The organism is Anaerolineae bacterium (assembly GCA_013178015.1).
Taxonomy (GTDB): domain Bacteria; phylum Chloroflexota; class Anaerolineae; order DRVO01; family DRVO01; genus Ch71.
In genome coordinates, this window is sequence record JABLXR010000006.1 from 111,439 (window position 1) to 138,312 (window position 26,874).

The following is a 26,874-nucleotide window of genomic DNA, read 5'->3' on the forward strand; positions in this document are numbered from 1 at the left end:
GACCCTACCCCGCGCCGTCCTCGCCGGCATCCAGACGCTGCGTCTCCCGGGCCACTCAGCCCTGCAGCCGCCCTTGTGCGAAGCCGCCTTTGGCCCATAATGGGGCCACCGTTACCCCACCGGCCCGTGGTCCGGCAGGAGCAGAGCTTGACCCGACGAGAGCGAGTGCTGGCCGCCATCGAGCGTCGGCCTTTGGACCGGTTGCCCACCGACATGTGGGCCACACCTGAGGTCTCCGCCCGCCTGCAGCGGCTGTTCGGCTGCGCCGACATGATGGGCGTCTGGGACTGCCTGGACGTGGACGGCATCGTGAGCATCGGCCCGGAGTACGTAGGGCCGCCACTGCCGGACCTGGGCCCGGACCGGCGCGTGGACGAATGGGGCATGGAGTATCGCCGGCAAGACTACTTGACCGGCGCCTACTGGGAGCAGGTCGGCTACCCCCTCGCCCAGGCCCAAACCATCGCCGACGTGGACGCCTACCCCTGGCCGAGCCCGGACTGGTACGACTACTCGGTCATGCCCGACCTACCCCAGGCCCGAAGCCATCGCGCCGTCCAGTACGGCTACACCGCCATCTTCTTCTGGCACAACAAGCTCCGCGGCCTGGAGCAGTCGCTCACCGACCCCATCCTCCACCCGGAGTTCACCCGTCATCTGCTCCGGCGCATCACCGACACCTTCATGGCCCTCTACGAGCCCGGCTTCCAGGCCGCCCGTGGCCGGGTGGATGTCACCCAGGTGACCGATGACTTCGGCAGCCAGAGCGGGCTACTCATCAGCCACAGCCTGTTCACCGACTTCTACCGCCCCGAGATGGAGAGAGCCATTGCCATGGCCAGGTCCTACTCCCTCAAGGTGTTCCACCACGACGACGGCGCCATGCGGGAGATCATCCCCGACCTGATCGAGATGGGGATCGACGTCCTCAACCCCATACAGTGGCGCTGCCCCGGGATGGAGCAAGAGGGCCTGGCCCGCGACTTCGGCGACCGGCTGTGCTTCCACGGCGGCGTAGACAACCAGCAGACGCTCCCCTTCGGCAGCCCCGATGACGTGTGGGCTGAAGTGGAGCACAACCTGAAGACTCTGGGGGCGAACGGAACCGGCTACGTCGTCGCCCCGTGCCACAACATCCAGCCCAACACCCCCACCGAGAACATCCTGGCGCTCTACCAGGCGGCCCGGGCCATGGACAAGGTCCGCCCGACACAACCAGCAGCACCTTAGGAGGGAACCGTTGAGTAGCGAAGGCGTGCAGGTCACCTGGCCTTGGAGCGGCGACATCCTCAACCGGCACGACGGCGTGCAGACGCCCAAGGGCCTGCGCATCACTGTGCGCGGCACCACCCCAGCCGACACCGCCCTGTCCGTCACCTGCAACGGCCGCCCCGCCCATGAGGTCAGGAGGCGCGGCGCTCGGTTCGAGGCGGACGTCCTCCTGCACGACCACCGCTGCGACCTGACGGTACGGGCCGGAGAGGCGAGCGCGGTGGTACCTGTTCTGTGGGATCGCGACTCATTTCCCCGCTACCGGTTCTCCATAGACGACAACATCCTCTTCCTCAAGGACCTGGCCCAAGGGGACTATCCCTCTCTCTTCGACCACTGGTACTTGGCCTTCTGGCGCTCCATTCACCAGCGCTTCGGCACTAAGGTCCACGTCAACATCTACTACCAGACCGACCCCAGCGTCTGGGATGGTGAGACCTTCCGGCTTCCCCAGATGCCCGATCGGTTCATGGGCGAGTGGCAGGACAACGCCGACTGGCTGCGCCTCACCTTCCACGCCCGGCAGAACAAGCCCGACCGCCCCTACAAGGACGCCGGCTACGACGAGCTGGCCCGCGACTACGACATGGTGACCGAGCAGATCCGGCGGTTCGCCGGCGACGAGCTGACCAGCACCTTCACCACCGTCCACTGGGCCGAGGCTACCAGGGATGGCGTGCGCGCTCTCAGAGACCGGGGCGTCAAGGGGCTGATCGGCCTCTTCGATCGGCGTCACGGACGCACTCCTTACACCCGCTACTACCTGAGCGAAGAGCTGGCCGACCACGTTGCCGCCCGAGACTACTGGTGGGACCCAGACATGGACATGCTGTACGTCTCCTGCGACATGGTGGTCAACTCCTACGCCCTCGACGAAGTCCTGCCCCGGCTGGAGGCGGTGAGCTCGAGCCCACACACGTCCGAGGTGATCGAGCTCCTCATCCACGAGCAGTACTTTCGCCGGGAGCTGTCCATCTACCAGCCCGACGCACAGTACAAGGTGGTGCGGGCGGTGGAGTGGGTGAGCGAGCGGGGGTACAGGCCCGTGTTCTGGAGCGAAGGCTTCATCGGGGCGTGAGCGCTAGACCCATGCTGCCCTGTGCCTCTTTGCGCCAGACTCCCCAGTCTCACTGGACGTGGACAGGTCTCACGCAAAGACGCCAAGACGCGAAGAACAACTCCTCTTCGTCGGCGACTTGGCTTGAGGTCCATTCGGTCCTATCACGACACACCCTAGGAGGGATGCAGTGCAGGATTCCGTCACTTCGAACACAGAAAGCGTCACTTTCGACCGCACCATACCCACGGGCTTCCCGCCCATAAGCAAGGAGCATCCGGTGCCCGGCGAGCCCTCCCTGGGCTCGTGGTACACCGAGGAGGAAGTCGAGGCCCTGCTCCGCGTGATGCGGCGCTCCATGGACTGGCGGGTAGGCTTCCACCCCAGCCCAGAGGTGCCTCAGTTCGAGCAGGAGTTCGCCCGCTACTGCGGCGCCGAGTACGCCTTTGCCTGCACCTCCGCCGGTACTGCCCTCGACATGGCCATGATGGCTCTAGACCTCGAACCAGGAGACGAGGTCATTTGCCCAGTGGCCACCTACCCCGGCACTCAGACGGCCGTGATCGGCCAGGGCGGCACCCTGGTGCTGGGCGAGCTCAACCCGGTCACCTACAACCTCGACCCAGAAGACGTGGAACGCCGCATCACCAAGCGCACCCGCGCCATCCTGGTGGTCCACGATCACGGGCTCTCGGCGCCCATTGACGAGCTGGAAGAGGTCGCCCGCCGCCATCCCCACCCCAAGTACGGCCCGGCCAAGGTCATCGGCGACGCCGCTCGGGCCTGTGGCGCCGGCTACAAGGGCACCAAGGTGGGCAAGAAGGGCTGGATGACTCTCTTCAGCTTCCACACCCAGAAGCTGCTCGTCACCCTGGGCGAAGGGGGCATGGTCACCACCGATGACCCCGAGGCCTACGAGCGCATCCGGGCCCTGGGTAACTGGGGGAGCGAGAAGTACTGGGGCACCAACTACCGCATGTCCAAGCTGCAGGCCACCGTGGGCATGGTGCAACTCCGGCGGCTGGACTACATGATCGAGCGGCGTCGCGATCGGGCGCACCGACTGCTAGCCTTGCTGCGGGAGCGGGTACCCGAGATCGTGCTACCCACCGAGCCCGAGGGCTACTACCATACCTGGTACCTCATGACCTGCCTAGTGCCCAAGGAGTTCGCCGGAGCTAAGCGCGACGCCCTGCTCAAATGGATGCCGGAGAATACCGGCGTGGGTCTAGTGGTGGGCAACCAGCCCACCTACCGCTACCGGGGCCGCATCCTCCACCACATGGGCTTCAAAGACGAGGACTACCCAGTGAGCGCCGACATCGGTGACCGTATGTTCGCCCCGCCTATGCACCCCCTGCTCACCGACGCCGACCTGGAGCACATCGCCGACTCCCTGCGCGCCGGCATGGACTACCTCGCCAGAAGCAGCTAGGGACGCACGACCCGTGACCCGTGACGTTCCCGCTCGTCACGGGTCACCCCTCACTATAGTACCGGCGCGACTCGGGTTCGCGACCCCGGACCACGCGCTTGCCCTCCAGCCTCCCACCAGTGGCCGTCACCACGGTGGCTTGGCCCTCCCGGCCTTCCCGCTCGTAGTAGATGACCACCCAGTCTCGCGTCTTGCCCAGCTCGTGCGCTCGGGCAGTGTTGGAGTACAGGGCGCTGAAGGACCATCCATCCTTTTCCGTCTCTAGGACAGGCAACCACGCCTCGCCCTCCGGGTTGAACCGGCGAGGGGCGATCTTCCGCAGTTCGCCCGCCTCCGCCCGGCGACGGTACTCCTCGTCCACCTCGAGCAGCAAGCTCACTGGGGGCCGCTCGGGGGGTTCCTCTCGCCCCGACACCTGCCGCCTGCGGGTGGCTGCCGCCCGGCTCAGCAGACCGGACAGGTAGATGCGGACCGCTTCCACCCTCTCCGGGCCGAAGCCCGGCACCTTCTCCAGCCGGCCATCGTAGGCGGCCTGCTCCAACTCCTCCAGCGTCCTTATGTCGAGTGCCTCCACGATCCGGTTGGCCAGTTCCTCCCCTATCTCCGGCACCTGGGAGAAGGCCGCCCTGGGGTCCACCTCCGCCTCCAGCCGATCCAGCAGGTCGGACCGACCGGTCCGCACGTACTCCACGATCAGGCCCATCAGCCGCTCGCCGACGCCTGGAATGTCATCTAGCTCTGCCTCCCTTCCCTGCAGAACCAGGTCGCTAACGTTCTTCTCCGTTGAGCGTATGCTCTCGGCTGCGTTGCGATAAGCCCCCACGCGAAAGGGGTTCTCTCCCTGCGCTTCCAGCAGGGCCGCGATGCGCTCGAGCAGACGAGCGATCTCCTCGTTGCTGGGGCTCTGAGCCGCCATCCTGACCTCCCAGATCTCACCCTGGAGCCGGGCCGGTGCCATGCCAGCTCGGCCGACTAACGCCAACACCCGCCTTATAGCGCCCCCCAACCACGACAGTCAATGCCTCCAGGGGCTCGGGCCTCTTTCGCCCACCGGGCCCGGGTTTGACTTCAGAGAGGGATGGAAGGACACTGCTCCCGTCACCAGCGATTTCAGGAGGGCTTGATGGAGCGGGGAGGCATAGCGGCTCAGCTCTATACCGTGCGCGACCACATGAAGACTCGAGACGAGATTGCCACCTCTCTGGCCAAGGTGCGGGAGGCTGGTTACCGGGCAGTGGAGATGGCGGGCCTAGGCCCGCTGACGGCCCCCGAGTGGAAGGGCCTCTTGGACCGCGAGGGCCTGACGGCGTGTAGCAGTCACACCGCCATGGACAGGATTCAGACCGATCTCGAAGCAGTGATAGAGGAGCACCGGCTGTGGGGTGCAGAGCAGGTCAATATCCCCTCCATGCCCCAACACTATCGAGACCAGGGACAGGAAGGCTTCCGCCGTTTTGCCCGCGAGGCCAGCGAGCTGGGCCGCCGCCTAGGCGATGCCGGGCTCCGGCTAGGTTACCACAACCACAGCTTCGAGTTCGTGCGCTTTGGCCCCCACACCGGCATGCACCTCATCCTGGAGAACAGCGACCCACGCGACCTCATGGCTCAGATAGACACCTACTGGGTGCAGCACGGCGGCGGCGACCCCGCGGCCTGGATCCGACTGGTCAAGGGACGCATCCCCGTCGTCCACGTCAAGGACATGGTCATCGCCGACGGCGGCCAGGTCTTCGCCGAGGTGGGCGAGGGCAACCTCAACTGGCCCGCCATCATGGACGCCTGCCGCTATGCCGGAGTGCGCTGGTACGTGGTGGAGCAGGACCGCACTCGCCGCGACCCCTTCGAGAGCTTGGCCATCAGCTATGAGTACCTGAAGAAGCTGGGAGCGGAGTAGCAGAGCGACAGACACCTGGCGTGCTGGGGCGGGGCCGCTGGAGATCGGTCATGGCAGTTCGAGACAAGCGAACGGAGGCGCTGCGGGTGCAGATCTACCGCCGCATGGCCCCCGAGCAGCGGATGCTGATCGCCGCGCAGATGTTCGAAGACGGGGTGGAGATCGTGCGGGGCTCCATCCTCGACCGTCGCCCGGATTGGAGTCCGGAGGAGGTGGAGCGCGAGGTCAGACGCAGGGTACTGCCGCGGGGAATGGCAGAGCTGGCGGAACGGGGTCGGTCCCGGTGAGCCCGAGAGGTGTTGGGGATGGCTGAGAGAGCCAGCGTCGGCCCCGAACTGGGGATCGCCACACCGCCGGATGCGGGCCGTCGGCTGAGCATCGAGGCTGGGGACCACGTACTGGTGGAGATCAGGGACGGCTACCTGGTGGTCATTCCTGCACCCGAGGACTGCGCCGCCCGCCTGCGCGGCCTCCATCGAGATGTCTGGGTGGCCGAGGACCCCTGAGACTACGCACTCAAGGAACGCAGCGCTTGGCCGGATTAGCCCACGCCCTTTGCATGCATTAGCCCGACGGGAGTTGCACCGGAGGCATCGCATGGCTCGCGCCCGTCTGCGCGATCTCGGCATAGAGATAGGCGTCCTCCCCACCGGGGAGCACAATGCCATTACCGACGTCCCCGGCGTTACTGTGGGGCACGTTACCCTGAACTACGACGAACCCCGCGTGGCCCGTACCGGGGTCACCGTGGTCTGCCCTCGCGGGGACCGCAGTCAGACCGACTTCCCCTTCGCCGGGTATCACTCCCTCAACGGCTGCGGCGAGATGACCGGCATCGCCTGGGTGGAAGAGTCCGGTCTCCTCATGTCGCCTGTCGCCCTCACCAACACCCACCAGGTGGGCGTGGTCCGGGACGCCATCACCCTCTATGCCAGCCAGCGGATCGGCGGCGGGGCCTTCTGGCTGCCGGTGGTGGGGGAGATCTACGACGGTTGGCTCAACGACATCAACGCCCACCACATCACCTGCGACCACGTCTTCCAGGCGCTGGATTCAGCCACGGGTGGTCCCGTCCCCGAGGGCAACGTGGGCGGCGGCACCGGGTCCATCTGCCACGGCTTCAAGGGCGGCATCGGCACCGCCTCCCGTGTCGCCACCACCGACAGCGGCAAGTTCACCGTGGGGGCCCTGGTGCAGACGAACCAGGGCGACCGGCTCTACCTGCTGGTGGATGGCGTGCCCGTAGGCCGGGAGATCGGGTACGACCTCGTCCCTCCGGCACGAGATCGGCCTTCGACCGCCAGCTCCATCATCGTGATCCTGGCCACCGATGCCCCGCTCCTCCCCCAGCAGTGCCGAGCCCTGGCCCAGCGGGCTACCATCGGCCTCAGCCGCACCGGCAGCCGGGGCCACATCTACAGCGGCGACCTCTTCCTCGCCTTCGCCACCGGCAATCACTATCCGCGCGACACCCGCGCCCCGGCGCTGGTGCGGATGATGCCTCTGGCCCAGCTGAACCCCCTCTTCGACGCGGCAGTGGAGGCGGTGGAGGAGGCCATTCTCAACTCGCTCACCGCCGCCCAGACTATGACCGGCCAGCTCGGCCGCACTGCCCATGCCCTCCCCCTGGACCGGCTGCAGCAAGTGATGGCCAGGTACGGCCGCGGCCCACACTCTTGACAGACCCGGGCTCCAAGTGGACGGCGCCTAGTGAAGGAAGACGCGGCGGCCTGCTAGCCACTAGCGACCATCCACTGGCTAGATTGGAGATCCGAGCAGTATGACCCACAAGGAACGCGCCATCTGCGCTCTCACCGGGGGCACCCCGGACTACGTGCCCACCATGGAGCTGGTCTTTCACCTCACCCAAGAGGTCTTCGGACAGGACTGGTACTGGCCCGCCCAGTTGGAGGCGGCCACCGGCGCCGAGCGCGAGCGCATGCTCCGCCACAACGCCGCCCTCTACGTGACCGTCGCGCAGCGCTTCGACTACTCCATCATCATGATCAACAAGGCAGCCGGCCCTCCCGACATCGCCGCCCTGGTGAAGTACATCCGTGATCTGGCGGGCGACCAGTACCTGCTCATGGCCCACGGCGACGCCACCTACAGCATCCCCTCCGGCGACCAAATGACGGAGTTCGTCTACTGGCTTTACGATCACCCCGAGGAGGCTCACGCCGAGGCGGCCAGTCGGGTGGACGAGGCCCTAGAGCGGGGGAAGTACCTGCTGGATCAGGGGCTGGACGGCTTCATCCTCTGCGCCGACTACTGCGTCAACCAGGGCCCCTTCCTGCCTCCGGCGAAGTTCTCCCAGTTCGTCACTCCGTACCTGCACCGACTGGTCTCGGCTTACAAAGACATGGGCGCCTGGGTCATCAAGCACACCGATGGCAACATCATGCCCATCATCGAGGACCTGGTCTCCTGCGAGCCCCATGCTCTGCACTCCCTCGACCCCATGGCCGGCGTGGACATCGGGGAGGTGAAGGCCCGCTACGGCGATCGGCTCTGCCTCATCGGCAACGTGGACTGCTCCCTGCTCCAAACGGGCACCCGGGAGCAGATGATCCGCTCCGCCGAGTATGCCCTGGAGAAGGGCAAGCCCGGCGGCGGCTACATCTTCGGCACCAGCAACTGCGTCTTCGCTGGCATGCCCGTGGAGAGCTACCTCCTCATCCACGACATCTGGAGGCGACATCGCGCCTACTGAGGAGCGCCGCCGCCTCGACCATCTCCCCAACAGCGCGGCTCCGGTTCTCCGGAGAGGATGGGAAGGGCGGACCCGAGCCTGCTCCTCGAGGCCGTTGCCCCCTCATTCTCAGCAAGGGCAGTGCCACGCTAGCAGCGCACCAGGACCGAGATAGCGGGGGCAGGAATGTCCATGCTCGGTAAGGTCATAGGCTTCGGCCGGACAGCCGAGATCAGGGAATGGGGTGATGGTCGGGTGGTGAAGCTGTTCCACCCCGGCTTCCCTCAGGCCGCCATCGAGCGAGAGGCTTCGGCCGCGGCGCTGGCTCACTCCCTGGGCGTGCCTACGCCGGCCCTGTTCCAGACCGTCGAGGTCGACGGGCGCCTGGGCATCGTGTTCCAGCGGGTGTCCGGCACCACCATGCTCCAGGATCTGGCCCGTCGGCCCTGGATGCTGCTCTCCCACGCCTACGGCCTGGCACGGCTGCAGGCACACTTGCACCAGATGGAGGGCTCCGGCCTGCCGGACCTGAGAGAGCGTCTGGCACGCAGGATCGAGCGCTCCTCCGTCCTCACGCCCGCTGAGAAGGCGGCCATCGTTCGGCGCCTGGGAGACCTACCCGACGGTGATGCCCTTTGCCACGGCGACCTCCACCCCGACAACGTCGTCCTCACCCGCAGCGGCCCCGTCCTGATAGACTGGATGAACGCCGCCTGCGGCCATCCGGCAGCCGACGCCGCCCGCACCGCCATCACCCTTCGTCTGAGCCTGCCCCCTGAGGGGCAGATGTCGGCCTGGGTCGCTCTCGGGCGCTGCCTCTTCTACCGGCTCTACCTCCGCCACTACCTTCGGATCGGCCCGGCGTCGGCCTGCCAACTGCTGGCCTGGGAGCTGCCCGTGGCCGCCGACCGGGCGTGCGAAGGTCTGCCCCGCAAGGAGGTGCAGGCGCTCTACGCTCTGGTGGCCTCCCGGCCAGACAAGACCCCGCAGGGGCCAGAAGCTCTGCCGCCAGCAGGGTGACGGATCTCCGCACCAGAGACGGGCCGATTCGGGACGCCAGCTGGACACCGGCGGCGGCCCGGTGTACAAGTGAGCGTTCCCATGACCCGATCATGCCTTCATCCCGGAGACGCGCCATGAGGATCGTCCTAAGGGGAGGGACGCTATTCGACGGCACCGGTGCCCCCGCTAGGCCCGCCACCGTCATCATCTCCCACCAGCAAATCGAGGCCGTCCTGGAGCCCAGCCAGCCGGAGCCCGACGGCCAGGTGATAGATTGTGGCGGCAAGTTCATCCTCCCCGGCCTGATTGACACCCACGTTCACCTGGCCTTCGCCGCCGGCCCCGACCACGAGACCACCCGCCGCACCCTGGCCGAGGACGACGATGCCACCCTGCTCCTGCGCCAGGTCCGGCACGCCCAGCAGTGTCTCCTTTCCGGCATCACCACAGTGCGCGACTGCGGCGGCCGCGACCTGAGCGCCTTCGCCCTGCGCGATGCCATCGCCGTCGGCACCCTGCCCGGCCCCCGGATCGTCGCCTCAGGCATGCCCATAACCACCACCGCCGGGCACCTGCACTTCTGCGGCTACCGCGCCGACAGCGCCGATGAGGTGCGCAAGGCAGCCCGCACCCTGATCGAGAAGGGCGCCGACTTCATCAAGGTCATGGCCACCGGGGGCAACATGACCCCGGGCAGCAACCCCTGCCGCCCGCAGTACAGCCAGGAGGAGTTGACCGCTCTGGTGGACGACGCCCATCGCCTGGGGCGCCAGGTGGCCGCCCACGTGGGCGCGGCCGAGGGCATCAGGCGTTGCCTCGAGGCCGGGGTGGACACGCTGGAGCACGGCAACTGGCTCAACCCCGACGGCAGCCTGGGGTACGACCCCCACGTGGCCCAGCGCCTGGCCCAGCAGGGCACCTTCATCGGGCTAGCCGTGCCCGGCATAGACAGGCTCAATCTCCTCCCGGAGACGCACCCCTCTCAGGCAGCCAGGGATCGCGCCCTGGAGGCCTTGCGCGCCAAGTATGAGCCCTTCCGGCGCATGCGGGCCGCAGGCGTGCCCATCATGGTCTCTAGCGATGCTGGCGTGCGCCTTACTCCCTTCACCGACGTCTACCTGAGCCTCGAGACCTTCAGCTTCGCCATGGATAGCTCGGCTGCGGAGACACTCCTAGCCGTCACCGCCACACCGGCGCGGGCCCTGAAGCTCGATCACGAAATCGGCACCATCGAGGCGGGCAAGCGGGCCGACGTGCTCGTCGTCGAGGACGACCCTCTCGCCGACCTGAAGGCGCTGGCCCGGGTGCACCTGGTGCTGCGAGACGGAGCCATCGCCGTGGAGGGTGGCCGGCTGGCCATGGCCACAGCCACGGAGAAGACGGAGCGTAAGTGATGGACCAGGACCTGCTGCGCTTTCGGGAGCACATTCCGGCACTGAGGCAGTCCGTGTTCCTCAACACGGGCGGCGTCGCACCCCTCCCCACGCCCGTATATCGCCGGCTGAGCGCCGAGTTCGAGGAGAGGCACTGGGTGGGAGCGCCCCTGAATCTCCGCCCGGACTCATTCCAGGAGCAGAAGGATCGCCTCCGCCAGAGCCTGGCCGCCTTTCTCGGCGTTGGGCCGGGCGAGATCTGCTTCACCCGCGGGGTCTCCGACGGCGCCACCATCGTCTTCAACGGGCTACCCTGGGAGGAGGGCGACGAGATCGTAACTATAGACGAGGAGTACCCCTCCTTCGTCGTGCCTGCTCTTGCCCTGCAGCAGCGACGCGGAGTCCGCATCCGCATCGTGGAGCTGGCCGACGACCGTCAGGCCATTCTGGACCGGCTCGCAAGCACGCTGGGACCGCGGACACGGCTGGTGGCCGTGAGCCACGTCACTACCGACGCCGGGCTGCGGCTGCCCGCCCCCGAGATCTGCCAGCTGGCCCACCGCGCGGGAGCCCTGGTGTACTTCGACGGGGCCCAGGCAATCGGTCAGTTTCCGGTAGACCTAGCCCAGATCGGCTGCGACTTCTACAGCCTCCTCTCCTACAAGTGGCTACTGGGGCCCTACTCGGCCGGGCTGCTCTACGTCCGGGAGGAGAGGATGGGCAGCCTGGAGCAGGCCTGGGTAGGAGCGCGCACCACTTCCGCCTGCGATCTGCAGGCGGGCACCTTCGAGCTCCTTCCGGACGCCCGCCGCTACGAGTTCGGCCCTTTCGCCTGGCCTCTTTACTTCGCCCTGGAGGAGGCCGCCCGCTGGCTGCAGGGCATAGGCCTGGCCCGCATCGAGGCGACCGTGCAGGAGAAGGTGAGCTATCTGCGGGCGGAGCTCGGCGGGATTCCCGGCGTGACCCTGAGAAGCCCTGAGGATGTGTCGCTCCGCACCGGCATGGTGGCCTTCTCCCTGGCCGGGGCAACCGGGGAGTCGGTGAGCCAAGCCCTGCGAAGCCGACGTAACATCATCACTCGCGCTACGCACGTGCGCTTCGATGGGGTCCGCGTCTGCGTAGCTTTCTTCACTACCCCAGAGGAGCTTGGCTGCCTGCTGGAGTGCGTGGCCGGGCTGGCGGCCGAGGCCCGCCGCTCCCGCGACCTGATCACAGACTTCGGCTGAGGTGAAGGCCATGTCCGCCCGCTTCGACTACTCCACCACGCCCCCTCGGTACGTATGGCTCAACGGCCGGCTGGTGCCCTTCGAGGAGGCCACCGTGCCCGTCACCGCCATGGGCGCCTCCGGCGGTCTGGCCGTGTTCGAGGGCATCAAAGCCTACTGGAATCCCGAGCTACAACAGCTCTACGTCTTCCGGCTCGACGCCCACCTGCGCCGGCTGTACCAGTCCATGAAGATCGTGCGGATGGCGCCCGCGGCAAGCCAAGAGGATCTGCGCGCGGCGACCCTCCAGCTGCTGCGGGCCAATGGGATTCGCGAGGACACCTACATCCGGCCGGTGGCCTTCTACGATGGGGTGAAGCTGCCTAGCTTCCGCTACACCGTGGGCGCGCCCCCGGACCTGTGCCTCTCCACCATGGGCTTTCGGTCTCACCTGGGCCAGGGGAAGAGCAAGGCCTGTGCCGTGTCGTCGTGGATCCGCGTGAGCGACAACCAGTGTCCTCCGCGGGTCAAAGTGATGTCCAACTACCAGAACAACCGCCTGGCCTTCCTAGAGGCCCACGCGGACGGCTACGACGACGCCATCATCCTGGACGACCGGGGCAAGGTGACCGAGGCCGCCGCCGCCTGCCTGTTCATGGTGCGCGAAGGCGTGGTCACCACCTCGCCCGTCACCCACGGTATCCTGGAGAGCGTCACCCGCGACGTCGTCATCCGTCTCTGCCGGGAGGCGCTGGGACTGCCGGTGGCGGAGCGGGAGATAGACCGCACCGAGCTCTACGTCTGCGAGGAGGTCTTCCTCTGCGGGACGGGCGAAGAGGTGACGGCGGTCACGTCCGTGGACCGGCTACCAGTGGGCGACGGCAGCCCCGGCCCCATTTTCGCCCAGGTCGAACGCCTCTATCACGACCTCGTCCGCGGCCTGGACCCCCGCTATCCGGAGTGGCGCACGCCTGTGTACAGGACCTAGCCACAGAAGCACAGAGACACGGAGACGGGGAGACGGGGAGACAGCGGCGAAGGGATGAAGGGAAGTGAGCACCTCTTGCCTCCGCTCCCACTCATCGCGTCTCCCCCTCTCCCCCTCTCCTCTTCTCCCCGTCTCGGTGTCTCTGTGTCTCTGTACCCAACCCCTACGCCGGCATGACCACTTCGCAGTAGCGATGCGTCTCCGCCGACTCCCGGGCCCAGAGGCAGGTGAGGGCGCTGAGGATGCCTGCCTCCATGGGACTACGTGAGGGCGCCCCGTCCCGCATTGCCCGTAGGAAGTCCAGGCACAGCTCCCGATCCCCGCCAAAGTGGGACATGTCCCCCGTGGGTCGGATGGTCTCCTCCACCGGCGACTGGTGCTTGTAGACGTGGATGGCGTTCTCGTACCAGTCGAAGTGGATGGTCCCCTTGTAGCCATACAGACGCGCCCCCCGCCGGGCGGCCTTGTGTCGGGCGAAGACGTTCTGGGTGTAACTACACTGAGCCCCGTTCTCGTACTCGATGATGACGTTATTGATGTCCTCGTTCTTGATGTCTTTGGAGAACAGGCACATGCGCGGGGAGTCCGTATCCACCTCAGAGCCCTGGTACCTCTGGTAGTAGAGGTTGTAGGGGCTCTCGGGGCAGGTCTCCCACTCCTCACAGTCGGTGCACTTGAGGTCGAAGGGTTTGTCCTCCCGACCACCGTAGACGCGCTGGGCTTTCATGGCACACAGAATCTTCGGCCGCTGGCCCATCAGGTAGTGGATGTAGTCCAGGTCATGCGTGGCCTTCTGCAGGAACAGCCCACCCATCTCGTTGTAGTCGCGGTACCAGCGGCAGAAGTAGTGCTCGCCGTAGGGCACATCGTTGAAGGCGATGACATGCTCGACGCTGCCGATGGTCCCGGCGTCAACGATCTCCTTGACCATCTGTAGCAGCGGACTAACCCTGAGAGGGAACGAAATGACCGTGGGCGCCGGGTAGCCACGGAATGTCTCATCCAGCTGCTTGAGCTGCTCGAAGGTGATGGCCACCGGCTTCTCCAGGAACAGCGGCAACCGGTAGGGAGCCACCTTGCAGGCCATCTCGGTGTGCAGGCGACACCGGGTGCCGACCATGACGCCATCCAGCGCGGTACTCGCCAGCATCTCGTCCGCGTTGTCGAAGAACTCCGTGCCCTCCAGGAAGGGGTCGCCCTGCGCAGCGATCTCCTCCCAGCGCGGATCGGCGATGGCCGCCACCCGGTAAGGGATGCTGTACTGGCCCAACCGCTTGGCCATGTTGGAGACCCGCCCACCGTAGCCGATAATGCCTACCCTGAGCATGCTTCACCTCGTCCAGAAGCGCCTCCCCGGCCTAGGGGGAGAGCGCAGAGTGCTGCCGATTGTTGGCCTAAGCCAGTGCGTGTGGCCAGCCGAGCCGCCTGAGGAAGCGGCCCTCAGGGGCCTCGCGCAGAGACGCCAAGGCGCAGGGAAGTGAGGAGACGTCTTTGCGTGAGACTCCATGGTGCAGGCGGTTAGTGCTGCAGGATCCTGCCCAGGAACAGCTTGGTGCGCTCGTGCTTGGGCTCGTGGTAGAGACCGTCAGGGGTGTTCTCTTCCACGACGCGCCCCTCGTCCATGAAGATGATGCGCCGTGCCGCCGCTCGGGCGAATCCCATCTCATGTGTGACCACCACCATGGTCATGCCCTCGCTGGCCAGATCGAGCATCACGTCCAGCACTTCCTTGATCATCTCCGGATCGAGGGCCGAGGTGGGCTCGTCGAAGAGCATGATCTTGGGCTGCATGGCCAGGGCCCGGGCGATCGCCACCCGCTGCTGCTGACCTCCGGACAGCTTGTCCGGGTACACGTCCGCCTTCTCTGGAATGCCCACCTTCTGCAGAAGGTCCAGGGCGATGTCCCTGGCTTCCTTCGGGTTCCGCTTGCGCACCACTCTCTGGGCCAGGGTGATGTTGTCCAGGGCGGTGAGATGGGGGAACAGGTTGAACGACTGGAACACCATTCCCACCTCGGCACGGATCTTGTTGATGTCGGCCGCCCTGTCGGTCAGTTGCATGCCGTCCACCACGATGGTGCCCGAGTCTATGGACTCCAGGTGGTTGATGCAGCGGAGCAGTGTGCTCTTGCCGCTCCCGCTGGGCCCGATGATGACCACCACCTCGCCCGCATCAACCGAAGTGGTCACCCCTCGAAGCGCGTGGACGCCGCCGGGGAACCGCTTGTGCACGTCCTGCACCTGGATTATGGGCCCGCCGTTCCGTCTAGCGTTCATCGCGGCTCATCCTCCTCTCCAGCGCTCGAGCCAGCCCGGAGAGCAGGAAGGTCAGCACCAGATAGGAGACAGCGACCATGTTCCAGCTCTCGAAGGCCCGATACGTCCGGCTCATGTACAGCCTGCCCTGCCGCGTCAGGTCGGCCACAGACAGCACCGACACAAACGAGGAGTCCTTGAGCAGAGCCACGCCGTCGTTGGCCAAGGGCGGCAGAACCCGGCGGATCGCCTGAGGCAGTATGATGTAGCGCATGGCCTGAGCGTAGCTCATGCCCAGCGAACGGGCAGCCTCCATCTGCCCTCGATGGATGGACTGAATGCCGGCGCGGAACACCTCGGCGATGTAGGCTCCGTACCCCAGGCCCAAACCCAGAACGGCCGCGTTGAACTCGCTGAAATCCACATTGCTGCCCAAAGCTTCGCTCAGGAACCCCTTCACGAAGGGCCGGATGACGAAGCCCAGATAGAGCACCTGCACTAGCATGGGCACGCCCCGGAACACCTCGACGTACACAGTGGAGACGGTGTACGGATGCAGCACCCGGGGAGCCAAATAGAGCACCACCGCTAGAGCGCTGCCCAGGGCCGGGCTCAGTGGTGGCAAGGCGCTCACGAACCGGGTGCCCACCAGGTAGATGCCCAGGCCCGCGACCACTCTCACGGCACCCTTAGGGGCGTAGTCGGACCGAAGCACGCTGCTGAACCCGGCCGGCTGCTTGGACACCCGGCCCAGCCCAGCGATGAGGCCCAAGATCACTGCCAGCATGAACGAGTAGAGCGTCACCAGGATGGTGACGCGAGCGCCTATGGCCAGGAACTGCAAGATGTCTACACTGACGGTGGTCCAGCTCACGTCCACGGCCGCCTCTCGCATGAGCTCGGCCGCCTGTCCTGCCACCCGGGTGGCTACCTCCACCTGGATCACGGTAGTCCTCCCGCCCTTGAGGGGTGCGAGTTCCCACACTACCTGAGCCCCCTCTTGCCGGGTGGGAGCAGGCACAGCCGAGATCAGCTCCATCCCAGCCGGCAGCTGCTCGGTGAGCACCAGCCTGACAGCCTCGGCCGGGCCGGCGTTCCGCACCTCCAGGGTGTAGGTCAGCGTACCGCCGGCGGGCGTCCTGGCAGCAGGCACCTCACGGAGAACGTCCACCCGAGCCGGCGAGAGGACGAAGAGCAGCACCAATATCCCCAGCCCGACCAGTACCAGCACCCACCAGGGCACGCTGTCGGTCCAGCCGAAAATCGCGGTGGCGGCCGTCCGAGGCCGCTCCAGCGCCGGCGCCTTACTGAGTGACTTAGTCGTCATAGCCCTATCCTAGCCGGGAACCCAGCCTACCCCGGTTCAGGTTCTCAACCGCGGGTCCAGGGCATCGCGCAGGCCGTCACCCAGGAGGTTGAAGCCCAGAACCGTGAGCATGATAGCCAGGCCGGGGAAGAAGACGGTATGGGGAGCAGTAAACACCAGGTTGCGGTGCTGCGCCAACATTAGCCCCCATTCAGGCTGCGGCGCCTGGGCGCCCAATCCGATGAAGCTGAGAGCGGCTGCCTCTAGGATGGCGGTGCCGATCCCGAGGGTGGCCTGAACGATCAGAGGCGTCAGCGAGTTGGGGAGCACGACGCGGAAGAGGATGCGCCCCGGCCCCGCCCCGATGGCCCGAGCTGCCTCTACGTAGTCCAGTTCCTTCACCGAGAGGATGCTCGCCCGGGCGATTCGGGCGTACACCGGTATGGAGACGAACGCGATGGCGTACAGGGCGTTCATCAGTCCTCGCCCGAGGATGGCTACCACGCCGATGGCCAGCAGCAAGCTGGGGAAGGCCAGCATTATGTCCATCAGGCGCATGAGCAGATCGTCCGTACGTCCACCCACGTAGCCCGCCACCGCGCCCACTAGCGTCCCCACGATCAATGCGCCCCCTACGGTGAAGAAACCGATGAAGAGCGATATGCGCGCGCCGTACATCACTCGGCTGAGCACGTCCCGGCCCAGTGCGTCCAGCCCCAGGATGTGCTCCGCCGAGGGGGGCGCGTTTCGGGCGCTGAGGGTCTGCGCCGTAGGGCTGTATGGGGCGATGACTGGCGCCAGGAGCGCGGTGAGCAACAGGAGACCCAGGATGGCACCTCCGGCGATGGCCACTGGGTTGCGCCTCAGGTGACGGAGGGCGTCCCGTGTCGGAGTCCGCACCTGCTCCCGCCCCTCGGAGCGGGCGACAGAGGCCGCCGGGTAAGGGGGGCTTGCTTGGCTCAATCGTAGTGAATTCGCGGGTCTATCCACGCGTAGGTCAGGTCCACCAGAAGATTGACGAACACGAACACGGCAGCAATCACCAGCACCGCACCCTGCACTATGGGGTAGTCACGGGCCAGGATGCGATCCACCACCAGCCGCCCTACGCCCGGTAGGGAGAACACCGTCTCGGTCAGGAAGGCGCCACCGAGAAGGTAGCCGAACTCGAGGCCTATGGTGGTCACCACGGGAAGCAGGGCGTTCTTCATCGCATGCCGCAGCAGGACCATCCGATGCGGCAGGCCCTTGGCCCGCGCCGTACGAACGTAGTCCTGACCCAGAACCTCCAGCAGGCTGGAGCGGGTCATCCGGGCGATGATGGACATCGGGATGGTAGACAAGGCCATGGCCGGGAGGGCAAGGTGTTTGACGGTATCCCAAAAGCCCCGCAGGTTCCCGGTCAGCAAGGTGCTCAGCAGGTAGAAGCCGGAGATGAAATCCAGCAGTCCCCTGGTCCAGCCGGGCGCCGAATCGGGCAGGCCCCAGGCAGCGGCCAAAGGTGTCAACTGCACGCCCACCGTCGTGCGCCCGGAAGGAGGAAGCCACTGCAGTCGGAAGGCAAAGACGAACATGAGGATCAGGCCGAGCCAGAAGATGGGCATGGACACCCCTATGTTGGCCACCGCCATGGTGGCCAGGTCCACTGCGCTTCCCCTGCGCAGGGCAGCTAGGAACCCCGCGCTCATACCCACCGTCACGGCCACGAACATCGAGGCGAGCGTCAGCTCGAAAGTCATGGGGAGACGATCCGCCAGTTCGCTCACCACCGACTGGCCTGTCTTGACCGAAGTCCCCAGGTCGCCACGGAGTATGCTGGTGACGTAGCGATAGAACTGGACGTGGAGGGGGTCGTCGAAGCCCATGCGCTCGTTGAAGGCGGCGCACATCTGGTCGGTGGCTCGTTCGCCCAGCATCACCCTGCAGGGATCGCCTGGGATCAGGCGCAGCATGGCGAAGGTCACCACCGTGATGCCGAGCAGGACAGGCACGAGCATGACCAGGCGTTGGGCCACGTACCTGGTCATTCCCTCTCCCTGGCCCGCTCGGGCTCCCGCTTACCTCCGGGAGGCTCTCCTTCCGTCGTCATCTCCTCCGACCCGGCAAACAAAGAAAGGTGTGGGTCCTCGCGACCCACACCTTTCCCCATCCAAGGCCTAGTCTCCCTTGAAACCGCCAAAGAAGGTGGCGAAGTAGTAGAACTCGCCGGTACGACCTACGTGCAGCGGGTTCTCGGGGTCCCACTGCCGCTGGAAGTTGATTACCACCGCATCAGCGTTGAAGGGAGTACCGTCGCTAAAGGTCACCCCTTGACGGAGGGTGAAGACCCACTGGGTGGCATCCTCGTTGACGTCGTAGGAGGTCGCCAACGCCGGGCGCACTTCGGTGGTCCCAGGGATGAACTCCAGCAGTCCGTCGAAGATCTGAGAGCAGACCTCAAAGGACTCACCATCGGTCTCGTCGGTGCAGTCCAGCGAGATGGCGTCGCCGTTCTTGGCGTAGATCAACGTGTCGGCGCCGGGCTTGGAGACAGGTGCGTAGACCTCGGTGTTCAGGGGGCTGGCCAGTAGACCTTCGACATCGGCCGAAGCCGCCATGGCCGAGCCACCATGGGCGATGGGAACCATCACGGCGTATTCTTTGAGCAGCTCGTTCACCTGGTCGTAGAGCGGTTGGCGCTCGGCCGGATCCGGCAGCCTAGCGGCCTGGGTGAGCAGCTCTACGATGTCGGGGAACGGTTGGCCGAACTGATCGCCCGCGCCCGTGCCCATGAAGTGGAAGTCCAGCCAGTTGGTGGGATCGGGATAATCGGCCAACCAGCCGAGCAGACCCATCTCGAAGTCGCCGGCGGCGGCGCCGTCCAGGAAGGCGCCCGACTCCACCACGTCAATGGTCACTCGCACGCCGCACTCAGCCAGCTGGGCCTGAATGGCCTCCGCCACCTTGGAGGGCTCGGGCAGGTAGCCACGGGCCACTTCCCGCAGGCTCAAGGTAGCATCCAGACCATCCGGGTACCCGGCCTCGGCCAGGAGGCCTCGGGCCATCTCCACGTCGCGGGGATACCAGGTGAGCCCCTCCGTGTGTCCCAGAAGCCCGGGCGGCATGAACTGCTCCGCCACTAGAGAGGCGGGCGGGTAGAAAGCATCCAGCAAAGCCTGTCGGTCGAGGCACATTGCCACAGCCTGGCGCACTCGCTGGTCGGAGAACTTCTCCACGTCGCGGTTCATCCAGAGGTAGCCGATGTTGAAGGGCGGACGCTCCAGAACCTGGATATTGGGGTCAGCCTCGGCCACCGGGAAGTCATCGGTGCCCAGGTTGTTGATGATGTCCACCGTGCCGGCCTGAAGCTCCAGGAACCGCGCCGCCGCCTCGACCACCGGCCTCATGACCAGAGTCGGGGTCTTGGGGGGCTCGCCCCAGTAGTTGGGGTTGGCCACCAAAGTGATGTGGTCGTCACGCACCCACTCCTGCAGCACGTACGGTCCCGTCCCCACCGGGTTGACTCCCAGTTCGCCTCCGCCGCCGTACTTCTCCAGGTTGGCCGGGCTGTGGAAGGCCATGGCGCCAAAGGCCACCTTGTATGGCAGCGCCGGGTCCGGGTTACAGAGCTCAATACGGACGGTGTACTCGTCCACCGCCACCACGTCCTTGAGGTTCCCCACCCCACCGCACACGTCGGCCACACCTGCCGGCTCCTCTGCAGCCGGCGCGGTGATCCACTTGCTGTAGATCTCGTCGTAAGTCCCGTCCGCCTTGATCTCTGCCAGCGCCTGGTTGATGGCAGCCAGTAGTTCCGGACGGCTCTTGTTGACGGCTATGCCGTACTGCTCCGACGTCAGCATACCCGGAATCAGCCGCAGATTGGACTCCGGGTTGTTGGCCATGTAGCCCTCAGTCACGGGAAGGTCGTTGACCACTCCCTCCACGTCGCCACTGATCAAGGCCTGGAAGGCCAACAGAACGTCATCGTAGCGGCGAACGTTCTCCTCGCCGTAGCGGTCGGTCGCCTCCATGTCGCCCGTGGTGCCTAGTTGCACCCCGATGGGCTGGCCCTCGAGGTCCTCCGCAGCCTGGTAAGGCGAGTCTGCCCGGACCACGAGCGCCAGGCCGGCGTCGAAGTACGGATCCGAGAAGTCCACTATCTGGGCCCGTTCGGAGGTGATGGTGGCCGCCGAGATAACGGCGTCGAATTCGCCGCTCTGCAAGGCTACGAAGATGCCATCGAAGGGCGTATCCACATACTCGACCTCGAAGCCCGCCCGCTCGGCAATGGCGTTCATAAGGTCTATGTCGAACCCGACGATGTTACCACTCTCGTCCTTGTTCTCGAACGGCGGGTAGGCGGCCTCGGTGCCGACGCGGATAGTCCCGAAACCCTCAGCAGCAGGTGCTGCCGGTGTATCGGTGGCCACAGCCTCGGGCGGAGCCTCCGTGGGAGCACCGCCACACTGGGCCAGCCCCATTACGGTCACAATCAGGACGAGCGCGCACAGAACCCTTCCCCTCCTGCTCATCTACCTCTCCCTCCTTGCTTCACTCGGTCGCGATGAGTCGTTACCGGCCAGGAATGAGGCAGCACGAGCGGACTACCACCGCCGTCGGTGCTCGGCCGGCAGGCCATGCCTGACCACGGAAGTCGCCCATTCGCACTGTTGCTGCAATATAGGGCAGCGCTCTGATTGCGTCAACAGCGGTACAGGGGATCCCCACCCACAGTGGTCGCAGCGGCGGCGGGGCCGCAGCCCCGCCGCTCATCATCGCCAGCAGAGACCTTGAGCCCTACAGGGAGTCGTCGTCCTCGTCCTCGAACTCGTCCCAGTCCTCTTCCTCTTCCTCGTCGAACTCCTCGTCCTCGAAGTCCTCGTCTTCCAGATCGTCGTAGTCGCCCAGGTAGCCGAGCGTGAGAGGCTCGGTATCGGTCACCTCCAGCTCTTCACCACAAGCCTGACAGGTGATCTCGTCGCCGACGTCCACCGCGCCGCTCACTCTCACGTTCGCTCCACACTCAGGGCACTTTGCAGCTCTCATGGCGCTGCCTCCTTCCCGAAGTCAACGTCCACAGGTGAGACCATCTCGATATAATCCAGGCCCGACGATTGCGCAAAACGGAGCCTGGGGCCCTGCTCGCCTGGCCCCGCCCCGGAACGGGCCTACCCGACCATGGACCCACCAGCCCCCAACCACCGGTTGAGAAAGGCAAGACCGCCCTGCAGATCTATCTCGTGCCCGCCCTCGTGCAGGTCTAGCTCGATGCGTTCTCCCAGTCCCAGCCTGCGGTAGTGCTGGACCGATCGCTCGAACTCCTCCACCACAAGAGGCCACCAGGCGATGCCATCGCCCTTACCCGTCTGCACCTGCACCGGCCGTGGGCATATGAGGGAGACCAGATCGCTATCGCCGAACTCCCTCAGCCAGCCGGGAATAAAGACGTATTCCTCCTCCGTGGAGAGGAAGCAGCTGTAGCGAGGGTCGTCCACCACCATCTTCCTGACCCGGTCGTTGAACCAGGCGGTCACCACTGCGGCCTTGAGTCGAGGCTCGAGAGGCAGGGTGAACATGGTGTAGGCGCCTCCGAGGCTTATTCCCCACATGGCCGTCCTCTCGAAGTCGAGGTCGTCCCGGGTTTCCAGATAGTCCAGGAGCAACGAGGTGCGAGCCACCTCCAGCCCCCACAGCGTCCCACCCAGCATCAGGCAGAGGCGGTTCAACCTGGACCTGGGCCTGACCTCGGTGACGTTCATGGGGGCCAACACTGCGTATCCAGCCTCCACCAGCCGTCGGCCATAGGCGTGATACACGTTGCCGGGATCGTCGAACCCGAACACTCGCTCTGGGGAGGACCCGATACCGTGCTGGGCTACCACCAGCGGATGGGGTGGCCGCCCTTGCTTCGGCAGCCCCAGAACCGCCCGCGCTCTGAGCTCGCCCAAGAACGGAAGGGTGAGCCATCGGGCTTGGACCAGATCGTCCTCCAGGAAGGGCGACCACTCCGGCTGGGGCGCGGGCTGCGGGCGGGTGAAGTGGCCGATGGCGGCCAGCCACCGCTCCCGATTGGGTTGCACCGACTCCAGATAGGCCTCCACCGAGCTGTAGTCGCGCTGCCACAGCTTCGCCTGCCTCTCGGGCAAGGCCAGTGACTCGCCCCGCAGGTAGTCCTCCACCTCGTGGCGAAGCAATCTCTGCCGATCGGCCACGGTGCGGGTCACCTCCGCATCCCTCATGGCATCCACGTGTTCCCATATCGCTCTCATCTGCCTCTCCTTGCTCCGCTCCTTGCTTGAGGCTTACGCCCAACCTCGAACCCCGTCACAGGCGTTCTATCCTTCGCCAGCTGCAGGCTGCCTTGCCCTCCCGGCCGTCTCTGGCCACCATATGAGCTTCTTTCCAGCACTGCGGACGCGCCCTCTCCTCTCACCGCTGCTCACTTCTCTCATCCCCCTGAGCGCCCTTTCAAGGCCCCTGTCATTCTGAGTACCGCTCCTCCACCATCCCCACCCCTGTCATCCCGAACCCTCCCCACAGTCATCCCCACCGCTGCCATCCCGAACCCTCCCCACAGTCATCCCCACCGCTGTCATTCCGCCACCATATGAGCTTCTTTCCAGCACTGCGGACGCGCCCTCTCCTCTCACCGCTGCTCACTTCTCTCATCCCCCTGAGCGCCCTTTCAAGGCCCCTGTCTCCCGAACCCTCCCCACAGTCATCCCCACCGCTGCCATCCCGAACCCGCTCCACGGTCATCCCCACCGCTGCCATCCCGAACCCGCTCCACGGTCATCCCCACCGCTGTCATTCCGAGCGCCAGCGAGGAATCTCCTCCTCCCGGAAGCTGAAGATTCCTCGCTGACGCTCGGAATGACAAGCGAAGGCCGGTCCTCGGCACAACAGGTGAAGCCTCGCCTTCGGCATGACACGTGAGCGCAGCCCCACGCAGTGAGAGCTGCAGCCCGCCTCCCGGGATGACAAGTGAAGGCCAGCACTCGGAATGGCAAGCGAAGGCCAGTCCTCGGCATAGCAGGTGCAGCCTAGCCCTCGGGATGGCAGGAGACGCCCGGGCCTCGGGAGAACAGCTGCAGCCGGCTCCCATGACAGGTGAGGCCCAGTCCTTGGGATGACAGCGTCACGGGCAGCACGACGGCGGCAATACGTGGCCGAATGCCGGACCACGGTCGGGGTGCTTCGTCGTCCATGCGTAGCACGAAGGATGCCCGTCCGCCAGGGCCTCCCTCGGCTGCCCGCACCGCCGCTCATGGGCTGTCGCTCACCGAACAATCGTAGGGGCGAACCTTGTGTTCGCCCGCCTGGCCCACGGGTGAACACAAGGTTCGCCCCTACGGAGTACCGTGGCTGGCGAACGCCAGGAGCGGGCCGCCCACCACGGACGACCCGCTCCTCCAACCGTAGCCCCGCGGGCTAGCCGTTAGGTATCTTCCAGGCCGGCGGCTCCGGGTCCGCCTGGATCAGCCGGCCGTAGGTGTCAGGCCGACGGAGGGCCAGATAGGCCTCCTTCAGGGTGGGGAACCGCTCCTTGAGCTCTCCCGTGTACCAGGTGGCGAACCCCTCGTCCAGGTCCAGATCGGCCACCGCCAGCCCGGGCCGGTGGGAAGTGTCGGCCCGAGTGCGGCCGTACGGATCGATGATGCGGGAGTGGCCCATGGAGCGGCCGGACAGGAAAGGCTGCATCACGAAGTGGGAAGAGACCAGGTACACCTGGTTGTCTATGGCGCGGGCGTTGGCGATGGACTCGATGTGGTCACCGGTGTAATCCAGGCACATGGTGGGCCACAGCAGCAGGTCGGCACCCTCCAGGGCGTAGATGCGCCACATCTCGGGGAAGTGGATGTCCATGCAGATGCCGATCGCTACCCGGCCGAAGTCGCACTGGAACACGGGATACCCGAGGTCGCCCGGCAGCACCTCCTCCCACTCCCCAGGGGCCAGGTGCATCTTGCGGTACTTGCCCACCAGCTCTCCCCCGCGGTCCAGCAGGACCCCCGTGTTGTACACTCGCTGACCGTCTCTCTCCCGCTGGCTGTAGGCCACGTAGAGGCCGTGTTGCCGCGCCGCCTGGGCGAAGCGGGTGAAGGTCTCTCCCCCCGGTATGGGCTCCGGTAGTTCCGCGATCCGCTCCTGGGGACAGCCCACCACGTCCGGCTCCTCCGGCAACAGCAACAGATCGGCTTTGGCCTCCCCGGCCTGGGCAATGGCCCGCAGGCAGCGCTCGATACAGGGGCTGGGATAGGCCTCGCCGTCTCCACTGAGGATGCTGGCAGTAGCGATGCGCACCGGCCTCATTGTCCTGAAGCCTCCACCTCAAGAGTAACCGGCTCCGACAGGTCCACCGTGGCCCGGATCACCCCGGGCGCCGTCAGGTGAGCCGGCTGCGACACTCCGTTCAATACCAGCCGCGGCGCCCGCTGCAAGGAGGGCGGCACCGCTATGTCGAGAGTCACCTGCCGCCAGGCCACCGGCTCGGGCACCCCTTCCAACCACAGTCGGAACCGCGGGGCGTCGTCCCCCTCAGGATCGGGTTTGGCTCTGAAGGCCCGTCGGCATAGGATGTAGTCCACCGCCTCCTCCACCGTGGGCAGCCACACTTCACTGCCGCCCACCTCCAGCACCGCCTCCAGCCGGGCACGGTGCTCGTGGATGTAGACGTCCTTGTTCTCGTGGGGGATGTGGGGCGAGGGGCAGTGGCAGTAGTCTATGACCCACGCCTCAGCCGCCCTTGCCTGCATCAGACGGCGATAGGGGTCGAAGGCGGACCACAGAGGCCCGAAGCCCTGGTGCAGGTTGCTGCTTCGGTTGAGGAACCATAGGTCCCCGTCAGGCCGGTTGACGTCGTCGGTGACGGAGAGGGCGCAGAGGTAGCCGCACTCTTTGAGAGCCTCAATGATGACGGCCTTCATGTTGGAGTTATCGCCCGGTGCCGTGTACGCCACCACCCGAGCCCCGATGGCCTCTTCCAGGACCTCCTTGGCCCGACGCACCTCGGTGTCCAAGTCGGCGGCTACGTCGCCGTGGGACCAGGAGTGGTTGCCCACCCCCCAGACCAGGGCGATCAGCTCCCGTAACTCGGGCCCGCTCATGTGACGGTAGCCGTTGTAGCTGGAGGCGCCGATCTGACGAACCTTGCCCATGTGGCCCACCACCACCTCCACGTGCCCTGGCACGCCCAGCTCCTGGTGGAGAGGGATGGTGTAGTCATGGAGCTCTACCAGCGCCTCGTCGAATGTGACCGTGTATGCCCAACGCTTGCCATGCTTCCAAGTGCAGGGCGCGATGGATAGGGCCATGCTGTCGCTCCTCCTCACGCGCAGTCACTGTGACCGAGCTTGGATCGGGCAAAGGCGAGGAACTGGCGTAGCGCCGTCTCCGGCACGGGACTGATGCTGCCCTCCACCACGTGTTCCTCGCTTCCATCGTGGAAATGGCTAGGGAAGGTGGCCACGTGTGCCCAGTCACGATGCGGTGCGTTATCGTGGCGGTAGATGGTGCCGTCCATGGCCCGTCGCTCCCAGTGTATAGCGTACCGGTCGATCAACTTGAGCGAGAACCAGACGTCTATGAAGCTGCCGTCCCTGAGGAGGATGCGCAGCTCGCTTGGGCCTGACGGAAGCGCCGCATCTACTATGTCGGCGAACTCGACCTCAGCAACCTCCCGCAGCTTGGCCCAGTCAACTCGCGCCATGGCCGGGAATGGGCTACAGGGACTGCAGGAGGCGTAGCAGCCGGTCCCGCCTGTACTCGAGCTGGTCCAACCGCTGCAGATCTCGCCAGGAATCCGCCTCGCCCAGGGTGCCGGCGCGGTAGCGCGCCTCCATCTCTTCCACGGAGGAGACCCCGTAGCGCCCGGTTATCTCGAATATCTCGGCTTTGACTTCGCGCAGGTGCCGCTCCAAGAGGACCACCAGGCTCTTCTTAAGCAGATCCTCCTTCGAGACCTGGAACTCCCGCGCCACAGCCTCCAGAACAGCGTCCGTGTCTTGGGGCACCTCTCCCTCCTCCTCGGGCAACGGCTATCCTGCGGGTACTGACCATAGCACGGCGCCCTCCACAAGGGAAGACCGGAGCGGCATGGGCACGAATCGGCCTCGCATCAGCCTGATCAGCGTCCTATGCCCGGTTTCTGTCCGCCACCGTCCGCACGATCTCCGCCGCCAGCTCGCAGTGCTCGGGCTGATACCGGGCACAGATGCTGGACCAGCGGATGAAGTTGGCCAAGAAGGCTTGGGCGTTGGGGCAGTCCTCTCCCCGGTAGCGGTATTCCCGCGAGGCCGGGGGCATGGAGTAGGGGTACTCCTTGCTCTCCGCCTGCCGCTGCAGGAAGGTGCAGGCCTCGGGCATGAGGTAGTAGCGACCCAAACCCGCCCCGGGAATCCCTTCTTCCGCCA

At 65.9% G+C, this 26,874-nt stretch carries 25 protein-coding genes and 1 pseudogene; 12 read left to right on the forward strand and 14 right to left on the reverse strand.

Annotated elements, in window-relative coordinates:
- Positions 1 to 147: 147 nt before the first annotated feature.
- From HPY83_03390 to HPY83_03400, 3 genes are all read left to right on the forward strand, one after another.
- Positions 148 to 1,230, forward strand: coding sequence for a uroporphyrinogen-III decarboxylase-like protein (locus tag HPY83_03390; GenBank protein NPV06994.1), 1,083 nt, complete (start codon positions 148 to 150; stop codon positions 1,228 to 1,230).
- 10 nt (positions 1,231 to 1,240) lie between these two features.
- The gene (locus tag HPY83_03395; protein ID NPV06995.1) at positions 1,241 to 2,350 is read left to right on the forward strand and encodes a hypothetical protein; all 1,110 of its coding nucleotides are present in this window, start codon (positions 1,241 to 1,243) and stop codon (positions 2,348 to 2,350) included.
- 169 nt (positions 2,351 to 2,519) lie between these two features.
- Positions 2,520 to 3,764, forward strand: a complete 1,245-nt coding sequence (locus tag HPY83_03400) for a DegT/DnrJ/EryC1/StrS family aminotransferase (GenBank protein ID NPV06996.1) — start codon at positions 2,520 to 2,522, stop codon at positions 3,762 to 3,764.
- Between the two features lie 43 nt (positions 3,765 to 3,807).
- Here HPY83_03400 and HPY83_03405 read toward each other — a convergent pair whose 3' ends face one another.
- The gene (locus HPY83_03405; protein ID NPV06997.1) at positions 3,808 to 4,680 is read right to left on the reverse strand and encodes a DNA-binding protein; all 873 of its coding nucleotides are present in this window, start codon (positions 4,678 to 4,680) and stop codon (positions 3,808 to 3,810) included.
- Positions 4,681 to 4,887: 207 nt separating this feature from the next.
- On the opposite strand from HPY83_03405, the gene HPY83_03410 reads away from it, so the two are divergent.
- The 9 genes from HPY83_03410 to HPY83_03450 all read left to right on the forward strand — a co-directional run bounded on the left by HPY83_03410 (position 4,888) and on the right by HPY83_03450 (position 12,918).
- Positions 4,888 to 5,658, forward strand: coding sequence for a sugar phosphate isomerase/epimerase (locus HPY83_03410; protein NPV06998.1), 771 nt, complete (start codon positions 4,888 to 4,890; stop codon positions 5,656 to 5,658).
- A gap of 50 nt (positions 5,659 to 5,708) precedes the next feature.
- Positions 5,709 to 5,945, forward strand: coding sequence for a hypothetical protein (locus HPY83_03415; GenBank protein NPV06999.1), 237 nt, complete (start codon positions 5,709 to 5,711; stop codon positions 5,943 to 5,945).
- 18 nt (positions 5,946 to 5,963) lie between these two features.
- Entirely contained in the window at positions 5,964 to 6,164 is a 201-nt protein-coding gene (locus tag HPY83_03420; protein ID NPV07000.1) for an AbrB/MazE/SpoVT family DNA-binding domain-containing protein, read from the forward strand.
- Positions 6,165 to 6,255: 91 nt separating this feature from the next.
- Positions 6,256 to 7,338, forward strand: coding sequence for a P1 family peptidase (locus tag HPY83_03425; protein ID NPV07001.1), 1,083 nt, complete (start codon positions 6,256 to 6,258; stop codon positions 7,336 to 7,338).
- 100 nt (positions 7,339 to 7,438) lie between these two features.
- On the forward strand, positions 7,439 to 8,371 hold the full coding sequence (locus HPY83_03430; protein ID NPV07002.1) for a hypothetical protein: 933 nt from the start codon (positions 7,439 to 7,441) through the stop codon (positions 8,369 to 8,371).
- Positions 8,372 to 8,542: 171 nt separating this feature from the next.
- Complete coding sequence (locus HPY83_03435) at positions 8,543 to 9,370, forward strand: phosphotransferase (GenBank protein NPV07003.1); 828 nt, start codon at positions 8,543 to 8,545, stop codon at positions 9,368 to 9,370.
- Between the two features lie 116 nt (positions 9,371 to 9,486).
- Positions 9,487 to 10,746 (forward strand): amidohydrolase family protein, encoded by a 1,260-nt coding sequence (locus HPY83_03440; GenBank protein ID NPV07004.1) that lies wholly within the window; start codon positions 9,487 to 9,489, stop codon positions 10,744 to 10,746.
- A complete protein-coding gene (locus HPY83_03445; GenBank protein NPV07005.1) occupies positions 10,746 to 11,951 on the forward strand; it encodes an aminotransferase class V-fold PLP-dependent enzyme in 1,206 nt (401 codons plus the stop codon). Before HPY83_03440 ends, HPY83_03445 begins: the two co-directional genes overlap by 1 nt.
- 10 nt (positions 11,952 to 11,961) lie before the next feature.
- On the forward strand, positions 11,962 to 12,918 hold the full coding sequence (locus HPY83_03450) for a branched-chain amino acid transaminase (protein NPV07006.1): 957 nt from the start codon (positions 11,962 to 11,964) through the stop codon (positions 12,916 to 12,918).
- A 163-nt stretch (positions 12,919 to 13,081) separates the two neighbouring features.
- On the opposite strand, the gene HPY83_03455 is transcribed toward HPY83_03450, so the two are convergent.
- The 13 genes and pseudogenes from HPY83_03455 to HPY83_03515 form a co-directional block, all read right to left on the reverse strand.
- On the reverse strand, positions 13,082 to 14,245 hold the full coding sequence (locus tag HPY83_03455; GenBank protein NPV07007.1) for a Gfo/Idh/MocA family oxidoreductase: 1,164 nt from the start codon (positions 14,243 to 14,245) through the stop codon (positions 13,082 to 13,084).
- 191 nt (positions 14,246 to 14,436) lie between these two features.
- Positions 14,437 to 15,195: an amino acid ABC transporter ATP-binding protein gene (locus tag HPY83_03460; GenBank protein ID NPV07008.1), complete on the reverse strand. Its 759-nt coding sequence runs from the start codon at positions 15,193 to 15,195 to the stop codon at positions 14,437 to 14,439.
- The gene (locus HPY83_03465) at positions 15,185 to 16,501 is read right to left on the reverse strand and encodes an ABC transporter permease subunit (GenBank protein ID NPV07009.1); all 1,317 of its coding nucleotides are present in this window, start codon (positions 16,499 to 16,501) and stop codon (positions 15,185 to 15,187) included. The genes HPY83_03460 and HPY83_03465 overlap by 11 nt, the downstream gene beginning before the upstream one ends.
- Before the next feature lie 36 nt (positions 16,502 to 16,537).
- A complete protein-coding gene (locus HPY83_03470; protein NPV07010.1) occupies positions 16,538 to 17,443 on the reverse strand; it encodes an ABC transporter permease in 906 nt (301 codons plus the stop codon).
- The gene (locus HPY83_03475; protein ID NPV07011.1) at positions 17,440 to 18,507 is read right to left on the reverse strand and encodes an ABC transporter permease; all 1,068 of its coding nucleotides are present in this window, start codon (positions 18,505 to 18,507) and stop codon (positions 17,440 to 17,442) included. The genes HPY83_03470 and HPY83_03475 overlap by 4 nt, the downstream gene beginning before the upstream one ends.
- Before the next feature lie 129 nt (positions 18,508 to 18,636).
- Positions 18,637 to 20,994 carry a transporter substrate-binding domain-containing protein gene (locus tag HPY83_03480; GenBank protein NPV07012.1) on the reverse strand — a complete coding sequence of 786 codons (2,358 nt, stop codon included), beginning with the start codon at positions 20,992 to 20,994 and terminating at the stop codon, positions 18,637 to 18,639.
- Between the two features lie 391 nt (positions 20,995 to 21,385).
- Positions 21,386 to 21,508: pseudogene (locus HPY83_03485) on the reverse strand (lysine biosynthesis protein LysW).
- A gap of 122 nt (positions 21,509 to 21,630) precedes the next feature.
- The gene (locus tag HPY83_03490; protein ID NPV07013.1) at positions 21,631 to 22,731 is read right to left on the reverse strand and encodes a hypothetical protein; all 1,101 of its coding nucleotides are present in this window, start codon (positions 22,729 to 22,731) and stop codon (positions 21,631 to 21,633) included.
- A 1,162-nt stretch (positions 22,732 to 23,893) separates the two neighbouring features.
- Positions 23,894 to 24,775: a carbon-nitrogen hydrolase family protein gene (locus HPY83_03495; protein ID NPV07014.1), complete on the reverse strand. Its 882-nt coding sequence runs from the start codon at positions 24,773 to 24,775 to the stop codon at positions 23,894 to 23,896.
- Positions 24,772 to 25,776 (reverse strand): polysaccharide deacetylase family protein, encoded by a 1,005-nt coding sequence (locus tag HPY83_03500; GenBank protein ID NPV07015.1) that lies wholly within the window; start codon positions 25,774 to 25,776, stop codon positions 24,772 to 24,774. Before HPY83_03500 ends, HPY83_03495 begins: the two co-directional genes overlap by 4 nt.
- A gap of 14 nt (positions 25,777 to 25,790) precedes the next feature.
- Positions 25,791 to 26,171, reverse strand: a complete 381-nt coding sequence (locus tag HPY83_03505; protein ID NPV07016.1) for a hypothetical protein — start codon at positions 26,169 to 26,171, stop codon at positions 25,791 to 25,793.
- Positions 26,172 to 26,184: 13 nt separating this feature from the next.
- Positions 26,185 to 26,475 carry a hypothetical protein gene (locus HPY83_03510; protein ID NPV07017.1) on the reverse strand — a complete coding sequence of 97 codons (291 nt, stop codon included), beginning with the start codon at positions 26,473 to 26,475 and terminating at the stop codon, positions 26,185 to 26,187.
- 121 nt (positions 26,476 to 26,596) lie between these two features.
- Positions 26,597 to 26,874, reverse strand: a 278-nt coding sequence (locus HPY83_03515; GenBank protein NPV07018.1) for a hypothetical protein, incomplete at its 5' end; no start/stop codon positions are given.